The 19,514-nt window shown below is 29.7% G+C and carries 15 protein-coding genes; 6 read left to right on the forward strand and 9 right to left on the reverse strand.

The window, feature by feature from the left end; translation table 11 throughout:
* Window positions 1-14 precede the first annotated feature (14 nt).
* From CLVI_RS09680 to CLVI_RS09695, 4 genes are all read left to right on the forward strand, one after another.
* Entirely contained in the window at window positions 15-773 is a 759-nt protein-coding gene (locus CLVI_RS09680; RefSeq protein WP_106059927.1) for an ABC transporter ATP-binding protein, read from the forward strand.
* 3 nt (window positions 774-776) lie between these two features.
* A complete protein-coding gene (locus CLVI_RS09685; RefSeq protein ID WP_106059928.1) occupies window positions 777-1,481 on the forward strand; it encodes an ABC transporter ATP-binding protein in 705 nt (234 codons plus the stop codon).
* 546 nt (window positions 1,482-2,027) lie between these two features.
* The gene (locus CLVI_RS09690) at window positions 2,028-2,789 is read left to right on the forward strand and encodes an ABC transporter ATP-binding protein (RefSeq protein ID WP_242980641.1); all 762 of its coding nucleotides are present in this window, start codon (window positions 2,028-2,030) and stop codon (window positions 2,787-2,789) included.
* Window positions 2,790-2,799: 10 nt separating this feature from the next.
* Window positions 2,800-4,059, forward strand: a complete 1,260-nt coding sequence (locus tag CLVI_RS09695; protein WP_106059929.1) for an FtsX-like permease family protein — start codon at window positions 2,800-2,802, stop codon at window positions 4,057-4,059.
* Window positions 4,060-4,169: 110 nt separating this feature from the next.
* Here the strand turns inward: CLVI_RS09695 and CLVI_RS09700 are convergent, their stop codons facing one another.
* Both CLVI_RS09700 and CLVI_RS09705 read right to left on the reverse strand, forming a co-directional pair.
* Window positions 4,170-4,970, reverse strand: coding sequence for a Cof-type HAD-IIB family hydrolase (locus CLVI_RS09700; RefSeq protein ID WP_106059930.1), 801 nt, complete (start codon window positions 4,968-4,970; stop codon window positions 4,170-4,172).
* A gap of 57 nt (window positions 4,971-5,027) precedes the next feature.
* Window positions 5,028-5,933 carry a chemotaxis protein gene (locus CLVI_RS09705; protein ID WP_106059931.1) on the reverse strand — a complete coding sequence of 302 codons (906 nt, stop codon included), beginning with the start codon at window positions 5,931-5,933 and terminating at the stop codon, window positions 5,028-5,030.
* A gap of 291 nt (window positions 5,934-6,224) precedes the next feature.
* Here CLVI_RS09705 and CLVI_RS09710 point away from each other — a divergent pair, with 291 nt between their 5' ends.
* Window positions 6,225-7,010, forward strand: a complete 786-nt coding sequence (locus CLVI_RS09710) for an HAD family hydrolase (protein WP_106059932.1) — start codon at window positions 6,225-6,227, stop codon at window positions 7,008-7,010.
* A gap of 121 nt (window positions 7,011-7,131) precedes the next feature.
* On the opposite strand, the gene CLVI_RS09715 is transcribed toward CLVI_RS09710, so the two are convergent.
* From CLVI_RS09715 to malQ, 7 genes are all read right to left on the reverse strand, one after another.
* Window positions 7,132-8,214, reverse strand: a complete 1,083-nt coding sequence (locus CLVI_RS09715) for an ABC transporter ATP-binding protein (RefSeq protein WP_106059933.1) — start codon at window positions 8,212-8,214, stop codon at window positions 7,132-7,134.
* A gap of 12 nt (window positions 8,215-8,226) precedes the next feature.
* Window positions 8,227-9,123, reverse strand: coding sequence for a sugar ABC transporter permease (locus CLVI_RS09720; RefSeq protein WP_207655353.1), 897 nt, complete (start codon window positions 9,121-9,123; stop codon window positions 8,227-8,229).
* 2 nt (window positions 9,124-9,125) lie between these two features.
* On the reverse strand, window positions 9,126-11,213 hold the full coding sequence (locus tag CLVI_RS09725; RefSeq protein ID WP_207655354.1) for an ABC transporter permease subunit: 2,088 nt from the start codon (window positions 11,211-11,213) through the stop codon (window positions 9,126-9,128).
* Between the two features lie 22 nt (window positions 11,214-11,235).
* Entirely contained in the window at window positions 11,236-11,715 is a 480-nt protein-coding gene (locus tag CLVI_RS09730; protein ID WP_106059934.1) for a hypothetical protein, read from the reverse strand.
* A 74-nt stretch (window positions 11,716-11,789) separates the two neighbouring features.
* Complete coding sequence (locus CLVI_RS09735) at window positions 11,790-13,082, reverse strand: sugar ABC transporter substrate-binding protein (RefSeq protein WP_106059935.1); 1,293 nt, start codon at window positions 13,080-13,082, stop codon at window positions 11,790-11,792.
* Between the two features lie 83 nt (window positions 13,083-13,165).
* Window positions 13,166-15,697 (reverse strand): glycogen/starch/alpha-glucan phosphorylase, encoded by a 2,532-nt coding sequence (locus CLVI_RS09740; RefSeq protein WP_106059936.1) that lies wholly within the window; start codon window positions 15,695-15,697, stop codon window positions 13,166-13,168.
* Window positions 15,660-17,186 (reverse strand): 4-alpha-glucanotransferase, encoded by a 1,527-nt coding sequence (gene malQ, locus CLVI_RS09745; RefSeq protein WP_106059937.1) that lies wholly within the window; start codon window positions 17,184-17,186, stop codon window positions 15,660-15,662. Before malQ ends, CLVI_RS09740 begins: the two co-directional genes overlap by 38 nt.
* A 360-nt stretch (window positions 17,187-17,546) precedes the next feature.
* On the opposite strand from malQ, the gene CLVI_RS09750 reads away from it, so the two are divergent.
* On the forward strand, window positions 17,547-19,499 hold the full coding sequence (locus CLVI_RS09750) for an amylo-alpha-1,6-glucosidase (protein WP_106059938.1): 1,953 nt from the start codon (window positions 17,547-17,549) through the stop codon (window positions 19,497-19,499).
* The last annotated feature ends 15 nt before the right edge of the window (window positions 19,500-19,514 follow it).

Below are 19,514 nucleotides of genomic sequence, written 5' to 3' on the forward strand. Positions count from 1 at the left end.
GGAGGCTTAATCATATGTTGAATGTTGAAAATTTATCGATTGAATTTGGTGGCTTAAAGGCAGTTTCTGGTCTTGACCTTACTGTAAATGCTGGAGAAATCGTTGGCTTAATTGGACCTAATGGAGCTGGTAAGACTACTGTTTTTAATATGTTAACTGGTGTCTATAACCCAACTGATGGTAAAATTTCTTACCTAGGTGAAACCATTAACGGGCTTAAGCCTTATAATATAACCAAAAAGAAAATAGCACGAACCTTTCAGAATATAAGACTTTTTTCCAATCTTACTGTTCTTGATAATGTAAAGATAAGTTTTAATTATAGAGTGAAATATTCTTTAATTGATTCTATTGTTAGAACTCCTAGATTTAAGAAAGAAGAAGAAGATATCACAAATAGGAGTATTGAATTATTAAAAGTCTTCTCACTAGATAGTAAAAAGGATTCGTTAGCTAAAAATCTTCCTTATGGAGAGCAAAGAAAACTTGAAATAGTAAGAGCACTAGCGGCTAAACCATCCTTATTATTGCTAGATGAACCTGCTGCTGGAATGAACCCGCAAGAAACAGTTGATCTTATGTCTCTTATAAATTGGATTAAAGAAGAATTCCATATATCTATTTTGTTAATAGAGCATGACATGAAGCTAGTTATGGGAATCTGTGATAAAATAGCAGTTCTTGATTATGGAAAAAAAATAGCTGAGGGGACTCCGATTCAGATTAAGAACAATCCTAAGGTAATTGAAGCCTATCTTGGAGAGGGGGCATAAAAAATGCTAAAATTAGATAATATTAATTTATATTATGGTGTAATTCATGCATTAAAGGATATTTCTCTTGAAGTAAATCAAGGTGAAATAGTAACTTTAATAGGCGCTAATGGGGCTGGTAAAACTTCAACTCTTAGGGCTATCTCTGGACTGCAACCAATAAAATCAGGTACTATTACGTTTAAAAATTCATCATTAAATAAAATTCCAGCACATAAAATAGTTTCCTTAGGTCTTTCTCATGTACCTGAAGGAAGAAGAGTTTTCGCCGCTTTAACAGTTAGGGAAAATTTAGAATTAGGTGCTTACTTAAGAAAAGATAAAGCTGAAATAAAGAAAGATATGGAAATGGTCTTTTCTAAATTTCCAAGATTAAAGGAAAGAGAAAAACAACAATCAGGTACATTATCCGGTGGTGAACAACAAATGCTTGCCATAGGTAGAGCTTTGATGAATAGACCAGAAATGCTTATTCTAGATGAGCCATCTATGGGTCTAGCACCTTTAGTTGTAAAAGATATTTTTGAAACAATCGTAGAAATCAACAAGACGGGCACAACTATACTTTTAGTTGAGCAGAATGCCAATATGGCCCTCACCATTGCTAACAGAGCTTATGTACTTGAAACTGGTACAATAGTTCAATCTGGTGATGCTAACGACCTTCTTAACGATGATAGCATAAAGAAGGCATATCTAGGAGAATAATATATGCAAAATAAGAGTGTCTACCTTACTTTAGGATACACTCTTATTTTTTATTCATTTTATAATTACAGTAACATAAGGTATTTATAGGAGATGATTATTATATTAAGCGTTGATTCAAGATTTACTAAATTTATGGCCGAAGATGAAAATGTGATTTATGAATTAGCAGAACCCATTGAAGTAGCTATTGAAAATAGAGGTGAAAAGTTACTTCAAAGAAGGAAATTGTTCATTAGTAATATTGGGAATTTATATTTTTACAATGAGGAAAAAAGCAGTTTTTTTTACTCAAATGCAAAAACGATTACAAAGAATATCTATTATAAAATTAAAGATGGATATGCACTTTGTTCATTAAAACATTTTATTGTCTTTGCAGAAAAGAAAAGTATTATAGCCCCTAATTTATTCATAGGCTGTACTATCAAAATACCTGTTAATGATATGGATTTTATCCAAAAGAATTTATCCTTAGGGTTATTCTTCGAGAAGGATGCTATTGCTGAAAATCATGAAGATATATCCCCTGAGTCATCAGCTAATATTATTTTATCTGGAGAGCATCTAGTTAAAGAATATGGTGATTATAAAGATAAATTTACTGCTCTTAATGATGTTACAGTTAAAATTGAAACTGGAGATTTTGTTTGTATTATGGGTCCTTCTGGTTCTGGTAAATCTACCTTAATAAATAACTTGTCAACTATTGATACCCCTACAAGTGGAGCCGTAAAGTTTAAAGGGAAAAACTTGCTCTCTATGGGTGAAAAAGAAATGAGTAACTTCAGATATAAAAATCTTGGTTTTATATTTCAAGACTTTAACTTAGTAAATACACTAACAGTTAAAGAAAATATTGCATTGCCTCTTATTCTAGCGGCTGTTCCAAGAAAAGAAATTGAAGAGCGTACAAGTGAAATAGCTGAAACATTAAATATCACTGAAATCTTAAAAAAATATCCTAGTCAGTGTTCAGGAGGACAAAGGCAAAGAGTTTCATGTGCAAGAGCTCTAGTTACTAATCCTCAAATAATAGTAGCTGATGAACCTACAGGAAACTTAGATACTAAAAATTCCCATGAGTTTTTAAAAATGTTGCAGAATTTAAATGAAAAAAATGGCACTACAATCCTTATGGTTACCCATGATAATATGATCGCTAGTTATTCTAAAAAACTTATTTTCATTAGAGACGGTAAAGTAGCCGAAATCCTTGAAAAAGATTCATCTACACAAAAAGAATTTTTCTATAAGATTGTTGATGTTACTTCTGGAGAATCTCAAAATCTATTAGATATACTATAGGAGGTACTTTATGGGGATATTAAGATATGTTCGTATAACTTTTTTAAGAGATTTCAAAAAAAGTTTCTTTTATATTCTTGCTGTAATATTTTCTATTGCATTAACATTTAATACCTTTAATGTAATCTTTAACCCTAATATTTTCGAACAGAAAGGTTTAGACTATACTATTATGGGTTTACTTGGTTTTATTATACAAGCTGTAGCTAGCTTACTTATGTTCTTTGCAAATTCCTATTATATTGAAGAAAAAATGACTGAATATGGTGTAATAGCCCTAACAGGAAAATCTGTATATGAAATTGGTGGCATAATGCTCCTTAGAAGCTTTTTTAGCAGTGGCATATCTATTTTTTTAGGCTGTGCTCTAGGGGTAATAACTTCTCCTTTAATAACTGCAAGAATGTATTCTATATTAAATTTCTATGGAAACCCTAGTTTTTTATCCTCTATAGGTCTTGCCACTACTTTTTTACTATTATGTGTGCAATTCACGGCGGTCACATTAATTAATACAGGTTCCATCTATACTAAAAACATTACTGAATTAATGAATTATAAAAGTGTCCCTTTTATCTCTGATAAAAGAAATTTAAAAGTAAACTCAAAGGTTTATGTTATTGTATTCTTATTACCTATAGTTGTATTTTTTCTTCCTATTATTGCTAAAGATAAAATAAAATTATTACTACTTGTTATAATCTTAGCCAGCTATGGAACCCAAGGAATAGTAAGGTATTTTATTCCTGATTTATTGTATAAATATAGAACTAAACGGTTAAATACTAATAAAATCAGAATTATTTCTATTAGTAATTTATACCGATCTATACAAAAATCTGTCGCATTAATTTTAACTTTAATTATCACTGCTACCCTTACCATAGCACTTTCATGTACTTATGAATCTGGAAGTGTATTAAATCTTATTTCTCTTACTTGTTTTATTGTTTCAGTTGTAGTTCTGAGTTTAACTACAGTTTATAAGTTTTTGGCAGAATCATCAGGTAGGAGAGAAAATTTTATTCAACTTAAATTGCTAGGCTATACAAATATGGAAATTTTAAAAATTATTATTGAGGAAGTTGTACTATATTATGGAATAATTCTATCAATAGCCTTAGCTCATATATTACTTATTATCATAACAAGTAATTCTGCAGGATATTTATCTACAACTGTTGGATTCAAAATTGTTCTAGGATTTATATTTACATTTGTTTTTACAGGTTTCATTTCATTCCTAGGATACAAAAAAGTTGCATTGTAATTAAAAATTAAGCCACCTTAAAAATTAATTTTAAGGTGGCTTAACTTTCGTCATTTTACATTAATTGTATTTTATGATTATATATATTATCTACCCTATATAATTTAATTTTAAATTGCTTTATATTTTATCAATGCGTTATATATTCCATCATTTGAAACATCATCAGTAACATCAAATGCAATTTTTTTAATTTCTTTAGTCCCATTGCCCATTGCAATTCCGTATTTAACCATCTTTATCATTTCAATATCATTACATGCATCCCCAAAAGCGAATGTATCCTCAAAATCTATTCCTAATTTTTCGGATAAGAATCTAACGGCTTTCCCTTTTGTATAACCAGATAAATGAATATCCATACGAATATTTCCAGTCGTATATGCATCTATTACCCAATCACTTGGTAGCTGCTCTTTACAATCAAATAATTGTTTTTCTGTTTTAAACAAAGCTGTAATAATATTTGCATGAACATCTTTAATATTCCAATCACCCATTTTATCACTTATGTCATCAGGTGCCCCTGCAAAGAGTTCTTTATGCCGAATTACTAATGGATGTGTTAGACCACTCGACCATGTACCAAAATGTCCACTGAAAATATACTGCCCTTCATATTGATTAAATAGATCGATTAAATATTTAATTTGCCCTTCTTTAAAATAATCATCATAAATAAGTTTATCTTGAAACTCAATATAATGTCCATTGCAGAAGATAAACCCATCAAAATTTAACTTTAAAAATGCAGTTGGCATCTTAGCTCTTGCTGTTGCTACAACTGAATAATGTCCATTTAACTTCAACTGTTCTAATGCCCTAACAGTACTTGGTAACGGTTTACACATTCCAGCTGGAACATCCATCATGGTTCCATCAATATCAAAAAACACTATCTTTTTTTTCATAATATCCCCTTACATTACCACTATTCTATTAAACAATTTTTTACCTATTAGCAATATCTATTTTAGATTTAATAATTTATCTATAACCTGAACCAACTCTTCTATTTCTGGCTTACTTAATTGTGCATCAGCCTTAACAGAATCACCTTTATGTCTTAGTTCATCCGTAATTAATGATGAAAATATTACTACTGGTAACTTCTTTAAAATCGGATCTTCCTTTACACACCTTGTTAGTGTGAGTCCATCCATTTGAGGCATTTCTATATCCGTAATTAGTATTTGTACATCTTCAGTAAAATCCTGGCCTTTCTCTTTCACTACGCCTTTAAGAAAGTCTAGTGCCTGTTTACCGTCATCAAAAATTCTTAAATTTTTGAATCCAGCTTTTATAAGAGTATCATTTAAAAGCCTTCTAATTAACGCGGAATCATCTGCTAAAATTAATTTCACATTTGATCTATCTTTATATTCTATATTAACAAGTCTGTCTTCACTTATTCCAGAACTAGGAGATATATCCGTAACTATCTTTTCAAAATCTAGCATAATTACTATTTTATCACCTAAAAGTATGTTTCCCACTGATAGTGAATCTTCTACTAAATCATCTGGTTTTCTTATATCACTCCATTTAATTCTATGAACTGCTACTATCTCATCAATACTAAACGCAACTTTGATTTTATTAAATTGACAAATTATAATTTTAGCTCCAATGTTTTTTTCTATTTTTTTTGTTACTATATATTTCAAATTTATTAAAGGAAGTATTTCCTGTCTAGACAATAAAAGGCCTGCTACTTCTGGCTTAGGATCTGGTAATTTTGTAATACCACTTTCAGGCATTTCCATTACTTCTTTAACCTTTACTACATTAATCGCATAATGAGTATCTTTAATAATAAATTCAATTATTTCTAATTCTCCAGTTCCTGACTCTAATAGTATATTATTATCCATAATATTCACTCCTTTATAAATGTTTATATTTCTATTTTTAAATTGCAATTACTTACTTAGTATATCATTAATTTACATTTGCTTCATCATTAGAATGAAATATTATTCTTTTTTCTAAGTAAATTATATCGCCCTTATATTGTTACAATAATAATGTCTTAAAACCAATTGACAAATACAGACAACCACCCTAAAATGAGAGTAAACGGTAACAATTTATAAAAAGTTATACCTAATGTATAGCTTTTAATTTAGAATAATTTAATTGTTAATATAAAAGGAGTTAGAATTATGAAACGTGCAATATTCTTTGATGTAGATGGAACATTATTAGATTGTTTAAATGGAATATCCGATATTACCCCTAGAGTTAAAAAGTCAATTCGTGAATTACAAGCAAATGGAGATTATGTTTTCATTGCAACAGGTAGGCCTTATGCATTTATGAGCGAAGCTTTATTGAATTTTGGATTTGATGGTTTTGTTCTTACAAATGGATCACAGGTAACCATTAAAGATAAGCTTATTTATAATGACCCTATTAATAAAGATTTTGTAAAGGAATTAGTTAATAATTTTGAAAGACTTAGCCTTCAATATATATTACAGGGAAAATTGCATTCCTATATGAAAGAAAACTGCAGAGAACTTTATTCATTTTTTGATAGCTGTAGCATTTCTAGAAAATACATTGAAAGCGTTTATGACATTGAAAATGTGGATACTTATAAAATAGAAATGTTGTGCAAAAATAAAAAAGATGTTTCCTATTGTTTATCTTTAGCAAATTCTAATTATGATTGTATTCAGGATTTAGAAAGAGACCATTTTGAATTTTATTCTAAAAGAAATACAAAAGCTACTGGAATTTTAAAAGCACTAGACTATTTAAATATTGATATAGAAAATAGTTACGCCTTTGGTGATGGGACAAATGACATAGAAATGCTGTCTACAGTAGGATGTGGTATAGCTATGGGTAATGCTAGTGATGAAGTTAAGAGTTATGCTAAAAAGGTAACTGACACAGTCCATAATGACGGTGTAGCTCTAGGAATAGAGGCGTTTATTATATAATCTAGGACCCTAAAAATATAACTGGAAACAAAATTTCCAGTTATATAGTACTAACAAATTTATTTATATGCCCTTTTTTTAATATAAGCTTAACCTTATATCCTTTTGAATATGCCTTAATTTAGTTTATTCTTTGTTGTGTTTCAGCATCGAAGAAATGTAAAGCCTCAGAATCTAATCCAAACATATGACTTTCTCCAATTTCATAATTAAAATGACCTGGAACTGTTATTAATAAATCTTTTCCACTTTTCAATTTTACAAATAAAGTTTTATCCTTTCCTAATACCTCTATTATATCTACTACACTTTCAAAGTGTTCTGCATTTTTTCCACTAATAAATCTTTCTGAACGTATCCCTAAATAAATATCTTTATTATTATAATTAATTAAAGCCTTTATATCTGCTTCATTTGGTGTGATATTAATTAAACCATCATCTGAAGTAAATTTATTATTAATAATTTTCCCTTTAATCATATTTATTGTCGGAGACCCAATGAATTTTGCTACAAACATATTTTCTGGTTTATTATAAAACTCATATGGCTTTCCTACCTGCTGTACCTTTCCATCATTCATTAATACTATCTTCGTAGCCATTGTCATAGCCTCTACTTGATCATGAGTAACGTATATAGTTGTAGTTTCTAGTTGCTTATGTATTCTAACTAGCTCAACTCTCATGTGTTCACGTAGCTTTGCATCAAGATTTGATAAAGGTTCGTCCATTAGGAAAACCTTTGATTTCCTAACTATTGCTCTACCTAACGCAACACGCTGCCTTTGTCCCCCTGATATATCTGAAGGCTTACAATGCAAATAGTCTTCTATTTGTAATAATTTAGCTGTTTCTGTAACACGTTCCTGTATTATATCCTTTCTTTCTTTTCTCATACTTAAAGAAAATGCCATATTTTCATAAACAGTCATGTGAGGATATAAAGCATATGATTGAAAAACCATAGCTATATCTCTATCTTTTGAAGCAAGTTTATTTACTCTTTTCGTACCAAATATTAAATCCCCTTCTGTAATAGAATTAAGCCCCGCTATCATACGTAGTAATGTAGTTTTACCACAACCTGAAGGACCAAGAATTACACAGAAATCCTTATCTTCAATTTCTAAGTTTATATTTCTTAAAGTAAATTCTTCTCTACTTTCATATTTTTTTCCTATATTATTTAATATTACCTTCATAGTTACTCCCTCCTATCCTTTTGTTGCTCCACTTGAAAGACCTGAAACTAAATGTTTTTGTAATGCTAAAAATAATATTACTATTGGTATAGCTGTTAAAAGTGCCCCGGCTGCAAATGCTGGTTCATTCATAGTACGTTGGTCATTAACTAATGTAAATAGCCCTGCAGCTAAAGTATAATCTTGAGGACTAGTTAGCAATACCTTTGGCAATAAGAAATCCAAAAACGGCCCTATAAATGACCATAATGCTGTAATTGCTATCATTGGTTTTGCTATTGGCATTATAATAAGTCTATATATTCTCAGACTAGAGCAACCATCTATTTTGGCTGCATCATCTAATTCAGTTGAAATCGAATCCAGATATCCTTTCAATATAAATGTATTAACTGCTATTCCGCCTCCTGAATATATAAGGATTAACATCATCTGTCGAGAAAAAGCGGGTACAAATTGCGCTACAATTGAATGTATTGTAAAATATGCTGTAATACCTGCAAATGTTGGTATAGTTTGTATTAACATTATAATCATAAGAGACATTCTTCTGCCTTTAAATCTATACCTAGAATAAGCATAGCCAGTAAATGATATAACACTAACTGTTATTATTGCTGTTAATGTACTTATAAATATTGTATTTTGCATCCATTTTAAATACAATGTATTATTTAAAAGATATTCAAAATGCTTTAAACTAAACTCAAATCCTTCATTAAGAATAAGATAATTTCCCTGAATCCCATTAAAGGATGATATTATTATTTTAGATATTGGCCACAATATTATTAAGGACCATAATATTAATAATATATAAGTTATTGCAAGCCCTACTTTCCCTAAAGGTGTAAGCGGTGGTTTATCTGATAAATATAATTTATCGTTTTTCTTTTTAAATATATTCATAACTACTTCTCCTTTCTAAATGCATCAGTATTTCTAAATCCTATATAGGCTATTATCATTAATGCTATAGAAATTATAACTATAATAGCAGCACCTATTGCTTGGTACTGATTGTCAATAGTTAATTTATATATATATGATATTAATATATCTGTTTCTCCAGCAAAATTTCCGTATTCAACTGGATTAAATGGTCCCCCTGTATTAAATAGATATATATTTGAAAAGTTGTTAAAGTTAAATGTATATTGCCCTACTAATAAAGGCGCTGTTTGAAATAGTACCATCGGTATAGTAATCCTCATTAACTTTTTAACATTTGAAGCTCCATCAATATCTGCCGCTTCATAAAGATCTTTATTTATAGACTGAAGTACGCCTGTGGATAGTAGAAATACATACGAACTTCCAAGCCATCCTTGGATACAAATTAATACCACTCTAGATACAAACGCATCATTTTTTATCGAGAATCCTTCTCCAAAAAATTGTTGTAACATCTGTGTTAACGCTCCATTTGGAGATGATAATATACTAAAGAAAATGATTGTAATAAACGCTGGTACTGCCCAAGGTAATAAATAAATAGATCTAAATATTACTTTTCCTTTAATTCTTTCATTATTAAGAAGTAGCGCTAATCCAAATCCTAATCCGATTCCTAATGTAGTAGCTGCTATAGTCCATATAATTGTCCACCCTAATATTTTCCAGAATACAGCTCCAGCCATCCCTTCACCTGTTATTATCATAGTATAATTTTTTAATGCTTCCCAGCCAAATTTGGCTTGACTATTAGGATCCATACCTGTAAATGATATTAATACTGTAGTTATAATTGGTACAAATACTATAAAAACAATAATAACTAAAGCTGGTAATGATACTAAATATGGAAAACCCTCTTCTAATATTGTTTGTTTTGTCTCACACCAAGATTTCACTCTAATTCCTTTAATTTTTTCTCTTTCTACCTTATTAACATCTTTAATAGATGCAATCAATAATAGCAGAGCTATTACGACTAAAATAATTGCTAATATACCCTCTATCATAAAGTTAATAGATCTATCTAGCCTACCTCCATTTTCTGCGAGAGTTATAAGTCCAGAAATTCCGCTTCCCTGATAGTTCCCAAACCCTAATGCATAGGGAATAGTTATTACATATATATATATTGTTGCTAAAAACATCAATATAGATTTTATATACTGCTTATTTAGTAATTGACCAATACCAGGTACTAAAAATGTAGCATATGATGCCCAAGGAATTGTCTTTTCTGCTTCCACGGGATATAATCTTCTGACATCTTCCATATTAATGTTAACAGTATTAATTTTTTGTTTTAATATTTTTGTTAGCTCATATTTTTTATTTTTAATTATCTCATTATTGAATTTTTTCTTTGATTCAAAAGATTTCATTAATATCTTTTCTTTATATTTTATTTTCATTACCTTAATGGATTCTTCTTTTGCCTTTGTTGAAATTAAACCATGTTTATACTTTTCTTTTAATGTTTTAATATTATCTTTTAATTCTATTTTTTCTTTTAACTTATAATCTATAAATTTATCTTTAAATATTTTTTCATCAATATCATTTATTTGCGATTTTGCATTAAGAGCATTATCTAACTCTTCTTTACCTTTCTTTACAAATTTTATAATTGACGGCATTTGTTCTATTTCTATTCTACATTGTTCATATACAAGCTTTGCATCATATGTAAGTGATATATATACTTCATAGAAATTCATAATTTTTTTTGCTTTTTGAAGCCTGGCTTCTAATCCTTCTACACCTTTTGTAGAAATCTTACTATTAGTCTTAACTCTCTTTGATTCTTTATTTAAATCTGCTAAAAATATCTTTTCTTTATTCTTAAATTCTACAAATTGTTTATTGTATTCATGATTTGCTTTATTTTTAACTAATTCTTGTAATTTATTTTGAAGCTGAACCTTCTCATTCTTGTTTGCAGTTTCAATTTTTTCTTGTAAATTTGATATTTCAGATAAATACAAATTTTTTCTTTCATATTCTTGGTCCAAATTATCATATAAATATTTATTTATTTTTTTCAATTATTTCCCCTCCCCCGCACTGCTATGTTCTTTTATTAATATTTTTATTTTTTTGCTTACTAATTTCACTTCCTAAATACAATAATACAAAAACTAAACTTACATAACATACTCCACTTAGTATAAAAAATATTGAATAATATGTTTCTCCTAGGGATGTAAATGCAAATAATCCTATTAATAACACTACCCATATACTTACAAACAACTTATTAACTCGTAACTTTATAAAAGAAAAATAACTATTAATCGCTAAAGCTATTGGGGTTATAATTCTAATAACAAACACTGATAAACACATGCTTAGATATATAGAATAGAGTTGTTCCTTTGTTTGCCCTATCTTATCTACATTTAAATTAGGATTTGACAACCATAAATCAAATAATCCACTATCTTTTACTTTTATAATTGTTTCAATTGAATTTGACATTATAATAGTGGCACACAACCCTACTATTAAGTAGTAAATAGACCTTGTCATCTGTATATTCTCTTTCATGTGCTCCCCCTTATTTTTTTAAAAGGAGACAATGTCTCCTTTTAAATTGTAAAAGTATATTTTTATATTACATGTTATTTGTTAAAGGTTGCCATCATTGCTTCAAATGATGATTTTACTTGGTTATATGCTTCTTCTGCATTTTTAGGATTTGTGTTTGACCATGATAATACAGAGTTCTGCCAAGTTGTCCATACGTTATCCCATTCAGTAAATAATGGTCTTGCTACAGCAGTTTCATATGATTCATAAGTTGCATCTATAACTTTTTTATTCATTGTATCAATGCCTTCATAAGCTGATGGTTCAACATTCTCTAATATTTTCCCAGTTGCTTTAAATAAATCTTGTGCATAAGTTGGATTTACTATTTCTTCAATTAGAGAAGCTGCTAAATCCATTTTTGATTCATCTTCTTCTATTCTTGAATTTACAGCTAATCCCCAACCGCCTTTCCAGTGACTTAATTCGTTACCATTAAGTGTTATTTGGTTAAGTGGTAATACCTGCAAATTCTCTTCACTTCCAACTCTTTCTGATAATGCTGCCGCTGCCCAAGGTCCATCTATCCTTATAGCATTTGCTTGTCCAGTAGTAAACTTAGCATCTAAGTAACCACCTGCTGCAACCTTATCCCATAAATCTGTTTTATTTTCATTGTGGTTCTTCCAGTAATTAAATAATGATTCAAATAATTTTTTATTATCCTCTGTTAAATCTTTATATTCTTTAGTTGCATCTGTTATTAATTTTCCATCAGCATCTTTTGCCAATAATTCAAATCCTGCTGAGTTAGTAAATGCTACTCCAGACCATGCATCATGAACTAATGCAAGCATTGATTCATATCCTAAGTCATTAAATTCGATTTTCTTGGTAGTATCAATTCCTAATGTCTTTGCATTTTCAACATTTACATAAGCTACTAATGTTTCAATATTGTATGGAAATGCTAGGTATTCATCATCTTTCTTAAAAGCTCCACCTAGTCCTGCATCATAATCTTCAAATCCTCCTACATTATCAGCCATAGTTTTACCATCAATAGCTGCTAATACATTATTATTTGATAATTTATAAAGTCTATCTGCTGGTATAGCAAAGACATCTGCTACATCTACATTTGTAGAGTCTGTTGCATCAATTACATCTAAATGGTCAAATGACCCTGTTTCTATAAAATTTATCGTAGCATCTGGATTTTTCTCTAATACCCTATCTCTAGCTTGTTCATAGTAAGGCACCCATGCCTTTTCTACCTGAACCGAAATCGTAGCATCTTCCCCTTTACTTTTACCTGCTGATCCACAAGCTACAAGGTTAAATGTAGCTGCCGCTAATAATACTGTTACTATAATCTTTTTCATTACAAACCCCTCCATATTATGATTAAAGCTATATAAATTTGATAATAACTTTCCCATTAAAGTTTCTTTACTTAATTAATTCTTTATATTTTCCAAATATCTTTCGCATACTCTCTTACTGTTCTATCTGAACTAAAGAAACCAGCATTAACTGTATTTATAAAACATTTTCTAGCGAAATTCATTTCATCTTTATACTCTCTATTTAACTTCATTCTTGCATCAAAATAACTATTTAATTCTTGCAAAATATAATATTGATCAGCTCTATGCCAATGAGTTCCGTTTAACAATGAACTGTATAATTCATTAAAACTACCTTCTTGAATGCTCTTTTCATCATTCGCTTCTGATTCCAATTCATCATTTAATTCTACATCCATTTCATCAGTTTCTTTATCATTTAATTCTACATCCATTTTATTAGTTGCTTTATCATTTAATCCTATATTCATTTCATCAGAGGCTTCATCATCTAATTCTACATCCATTTCATCATTATTCATTCCATCATCAAAAGTACCATCTATTAATGAATCTAGTAATCTCTTTATATTTTTATCTTTTTCATATATTTCTTTTGGATTATAACTATCTTTAATTGCCTCTATATCTTCTTCTCTAGCTCCAAAAATATAATTATTTTCTTCCCCAGCTTCTCTTACTATTTCAATATTTGCGCCATCATAAGTCCCTAAAGTAACAGCTCCGTTTAGCATAAATTTCATATTTCCGGTACCAGATGCTTCCGTTCCCGCGGTAGAAATTTGTTCCGACACATTTGCGCCTGGAATAAGCTTTTCAGCATAAGAAACATTATAGTTTTGAACAAAAACAACCTTTAACTTATCATTAGTTTCTTCATCATTATTCACAAGCTTAGCTATTTCATTAATATACTTAATAATAGCTTTTGCTCGCGCATATCCTGGCGCTGCCTTTGCTCCAAAAATAAATGCTGTTGGAGTGAAATCCTTAATCTCATTATTTTTTATTTTATAGTAAATATCAAGAATCGATAGGGCATTCATAAGCTGCCTTTTATATTCATGTAATCTCTTTATTTGCACATCAAATATAAAATGCTCTTCTAATTTAATTCCTTCATGCTTCTCTATAAACTTAATTAATTGACGTTTCTTTTCTTTCTTTATTTCTATATATTCCTTTATAACATTATCATCCTCAGCATATTTTTCTATTTCTTTTAACTTTTCTAAATCCTTTATAAAGCTATTATCACCTACAAGTTTAGTTAGTAATTTTGTAAGTTCAGGATTACAGGATGCAAGCCATCTTCTTTGAGTAATTCCATTTGTTTTATTTTGGAATTTCCCTTCATATAAGTCATACCATTCCTTCAGAGTATCTTTTTTAAGAATTTCAGTATGAATTTCAGCAACGCCATTTACATACTTAGATATATATATAGCCATCCTAGCCATATGTACTTGATTGTTTGATATAATTTCATATTGTTCTATATCTTCTTTAGCATCTAAGGCCTTCACCTCAATAACTAATTTTTCATTAATCTTTTCAATAATTTCATATACTACTGGGGTATAATCCTTTATTAGCTTTATGTCCCATTTTTCTAACGCTTCGGCCATTACTGTATGGTTTGTATAATTGAACATTTCCCTGGCCATTTCAAATGCTTCATCAAAATTAACATTATTTTCTGAAACCATAATTCTAATAAATTCTGGAATACCTATAACAGGATGAGTATCATTAAGTTGTATTGTATTCAATTTTACTAATTCTTTAAAATTCATTCCATGTGCTTTTTTATGCTTAATCAGTAAATCTTGTATTGAAGCACTTGCGAAGAAATATTGTTGTCTATATCTTAAGACCTTTCCTTCATACGTGTTATCATTTGGGTATAATACTGCTGAAATATTTTCTGCTTCAGTTTTTTCTATTATTGCTTTATTATAATTGCAATTATTAAATGCTTCAAAATTAAAGTCATTTACAGCTTCACTTTGCCAAAGTCTTAACGTCCCAATATTTTTTGTTTCATATCCAATAATAGGCATGTCATACGGTACTGCTAACACTTCCATATCAGAAAATTTTACTTTAATAGTATCTTCAAATCTTCTTAAACTCCATTCATCTCCAAAGGTTGTCCAGTTATCTGCATACTCTTTTTGAAAACCATCCTCAATTGCTTGTTTAAATAAACCATATTTATATCTGATTCCATATCCATTTAAAGGAATTTCGCACGATGCTGCACTATCTAAAAAGCAAGCTGCAAGTCTACCAAGACCTCCATTGCCAAGAGCCATATCTTCTATTTCTTCAAATTTATTTATATCAAATCCTATTTCATTTAAATCATTTTTTACTTCATCAAATATTCCCATACAGATCAGATTATTTTGAACTGCTCTTCCAACTAAAAACTCTGCTGATAAATAATAAGCATGTCTATTTTTTTGAAAATCTTTTGTCGATCTGCTCCAGTCTTCAGCTATTTGTGACATTGCGACTTTAGCTACTATATTATGGACTTCATTCACTGAGGCATTTTTCACTTCTTTACCATAATCTCTTAAAAGATTACTTTGTATCAAATTTATTAATTTGTTCTTTTTCATTCAAACCACTCCTTTTAGTATACCTTCTATATGTTTCATTTATATCTTTAAGCTTATTTGCTAATTCATCTGACATATCATATTTGTTCATTCTCCATTTCCAATTAGTTCCTATTGTCGATGGAAGATTTATTCTAGCTTCTTCTCCTGAATTTAAAACATCTTGCATTTGTATTATTGCCGTATCTGCCACACTTGATATTGCAGACTTTATAAACGTCCAATTATCATCTTTATTCTTCATTCCAGTATATTTTTTGCAAAATTCTTTTTCCTCTTTACTAAGAGCGCTAAACCAGCCTTTTATGGTATCGTTATCATGAGTGCCTGTATAAACCACTGTATTTTTATCATAATTATGAGGTAAATATTCACTATCACCCTTCGGATCAAAAGCGAATTGCATTACTTTCATCCCTGAATAATTACACTTATTTAGTAATTCTCTTACTTCCTTAGTTATATATCCTAAATCTTCAGCTATTACATCTATTTCTCCAAGTTCTTTTTTAATAGCATCAAAAACCTCTATCCCCGGCCCCTTTTCCCATTGTCCATTTACTGCTGTTTTATCTCCATAGGGAATAGTCCAGTAGCTTTCAAATCCTCTAAAATGATCTATTCTTATTACATCAAATAGCTCCAATGAAGCTTTCACCCTCTTAATCCACCAGTTATATCCTTCCTTATTTAGTTGTTTCCAATTATAAATTGGATTTCCCCAAAGTTGTCCAGTTGCTGAAAATAAGTCTGGAGGACATCCTGAAACCTTTTTAGGAAACAATTCATCATCTAACATAAATAGTCTTGTGTTTGCCCATATGTCGGAGCTATCTTCTGCCACATATATTGGTATGTCGCCAATTATCTTAACGCCTTTTTTATTAGCATAATTTTTTAATTCTATCCATTGTTTATAAAAAAGGAATTGAAGAAAAACATGAAATTCAATTTCTTCTTTTAGCAAGTCCGAATATTTCTTCATAGCTTCTGGCTTTCTGAATTTTATATCCTTGTCCCAATTATTCCATGATACTCCATTGTTATAATCTTTAATTGCCATAAATAAAGCATAATCAAAAATCCAATATTTATTTAAATCTTTAAATTCCTTTAATTTTTTTTCATAACTTTCATTTTTATTCTTAAAGGCTATTTTCAATACTTTATATCTACTCTCATACATTATCCCATAATCTATATTATTTTCATCATTACCAAAATTAAATTTCTCTATTTGTGACTTCTCCAAAAGCCCCCCTTCTGAAAGTACTTCTAAATCAATAAAATAAGGATTACCTGCAAAAGTAGAAAATGATTGATAAGGTGAATCTCCATAACTTGTAGGACCTATAGGAAGTATCTGCCAAAATGTCTCTTTTGCTTTTTCGAGAAAATCCACAAATTTATATGCCTCTTTACCAAATGTACCTATACCATAGTTAGAAGGTAATGAAAATATAGGTAAAATTATTCCACTTTTTCTCATGATTCACCTCTTTCTTCGTGCATATCTAATAGAATTTAAAATACTCAAGAAATATACCATTTCTTTGTAATTTCAGTATATCAGTGCCTTATATCTCAGTCAACGAAATAGCGGCTTTTTGAGTGTGTAAAAAACTACTGGTTAAACCTTATCTAAACCACTGTTTTACCCATACAATTTTACACTTTTCATGATTTTAAGCTGTTTTTGATATATGAAATTTCTTACACCCCTGATTTGACTTGTTTTCAAAGCCTTTATTTAAAAGCGCAATAATCCTCTCCTAGCCCCTACTTTATTGACATAACATTCTCTGTTTGGTAAACTCAACTCAAATTTATACTGAAAGAGGGATGTAAAATGAAATTCATTTACGGCAAAAATGACTTTAAAACATTTGAAAGAGGTAATGAATATACATATCTATTATCAAATGCTTTAGGTGGCTTTTCAAGTACAACTATAATTAACTCATTAACTAGAAACGACCATTCTTTATTTATGGCATGTACAAAGGATTCTACTAATCGTAAAAATATAATAAGTAAAGTTGATGAAATTCTTCACATTGGAGCTGAGGAGATAAATCTAAGTTCGCAACAATATGTTTGTTATACTAAGAATAAGGAAGGATTTACACACCTTCATTCCTTTTCTCAAGAATACTTACCTGAGTGGAATTACTTCTATAATGGTGTAGAAATAAAAAAAACCATTGTTTATGAACATGGTAAAAATACTTTAGGAATAAAGTATTCTATTGTAAATAATAGTTCTCATAATGTTAAATTAGAAATCATCCCAGTGTTTCAATTTGCAAACAGAGGAGAAGTTTTATCTGAACCTCACAATTTCACTCTAGACGGTGATAGTATTTCTGATAACAATATAACTTTAAATATCCATTCTAACTATACTGAAAAATCAGAAAAAGATGTTATCTTTGAAAATGATTACTATTTTGCTTATGATGCTGTTGATGGACGAACTTCAGTAGGCTCTGGGACAACCTTTCTTTCATATTTCTATAACTGTTCCATTAAGGAAGAAAAAGAATATGAGCTTATATTCACCTTAGAAAATGAAAATATTAAAGATATAGATACTTTAATTAACAATGAAATATCTCGTCAAAAGAATTTAATAAAACAAGCTGGTTATACTGATGAACTTGCTCAATCCCTAGTTAGAGCTAGTGATCAGTTTATTATTACTCGCACATCTACTAATTCTAAAACCATTTTAGCAGGTTATCCTTGGTTTGAAGATTGGGGTCGTGATACTATGTTTGCTGTTCTTGGCAGCTGCATCGGAACAAAAAGATATGATGATGCTAAAAATATATTCAGGACGTTTATTAAGTACTTAGATAAAGGCTTAATGCCAAATATTTTTCCTGAAGGGATTATAAAACCTCTATATAATACTGCTGATGCTTCCTTACTATACGTTTATGCTCTTTATGAATATTACCTAGCTAGTGGAGATATATCTTTTGTTGAAACTGAAGGTTTTACTCCTGTACTTGAAATTATAAAATGGTACAAAAAGGGGACTGATTTTAATATATATATGGATAAAGACTCCTTAATCCATGCAGGTGAAGGATTACATCAAGTTACTTGGATGGATGTAAGATTTGGTGAAATATTACCAACTGCCAGACATGGTAAACCCGTAGAAATAAATGCCTTCTGGTATAATGCACTTAAAATTGCATCCTTCTTTGGCGAAAAATTTAATATAGATATTACTGAATTTGATTCTTTAAGTGAGAAAGTTAAAATATCATTTCAAGAGAAGTTCTGGAACAAAAAAGAAAATTGTCTTAAAGATGTAGTTTCAGGAAATAGCTATGACTATCAAGTAAGATCAAATCAAATTTGGGCTGTTATGGTTCCCTTTACGCCTTTAACTAAGGAAATGTCTATTCTAGTTGTAGATAAAGTATATCGAGAATTATATACCCCTTATGGTCTTAGGACGCTTAGTAAAAATGATAAACAATTCTGCCCTGAATATGGTGGAAGTCTTTTCAAACGCGATATGTCTTATCATCAAGGTACAGTTTGGCCATTCCCCTTAGGCGGCTACTTTATTTCGTATTTAAAGGTTAATAACTACTCAGAATCTTCTAAACTAAAAGTTAGACAAAAGCTAGAATGTTTTGAATCCTGTTTAAGAGAAGGTTGTGTTGGTCAAATCTCAGAAATTTATGATGGTCTAACCCCTAATGAATCAAGAGGATGTTTTGCCCAAGCTTGGAGCGTTTCAGAAATACTAAGAGTATTTCAGCAATTAGAAAAAGCTTAGAATAAATAAAAGGCT

Source organism: Clostridium vincentii (assembly GCF_002995745.1).
GTDB lineage: Bacteria > Bacillota > Clostridia > Clostridiales > Clostridiaceae > Clostridium > Clostridium vincentii.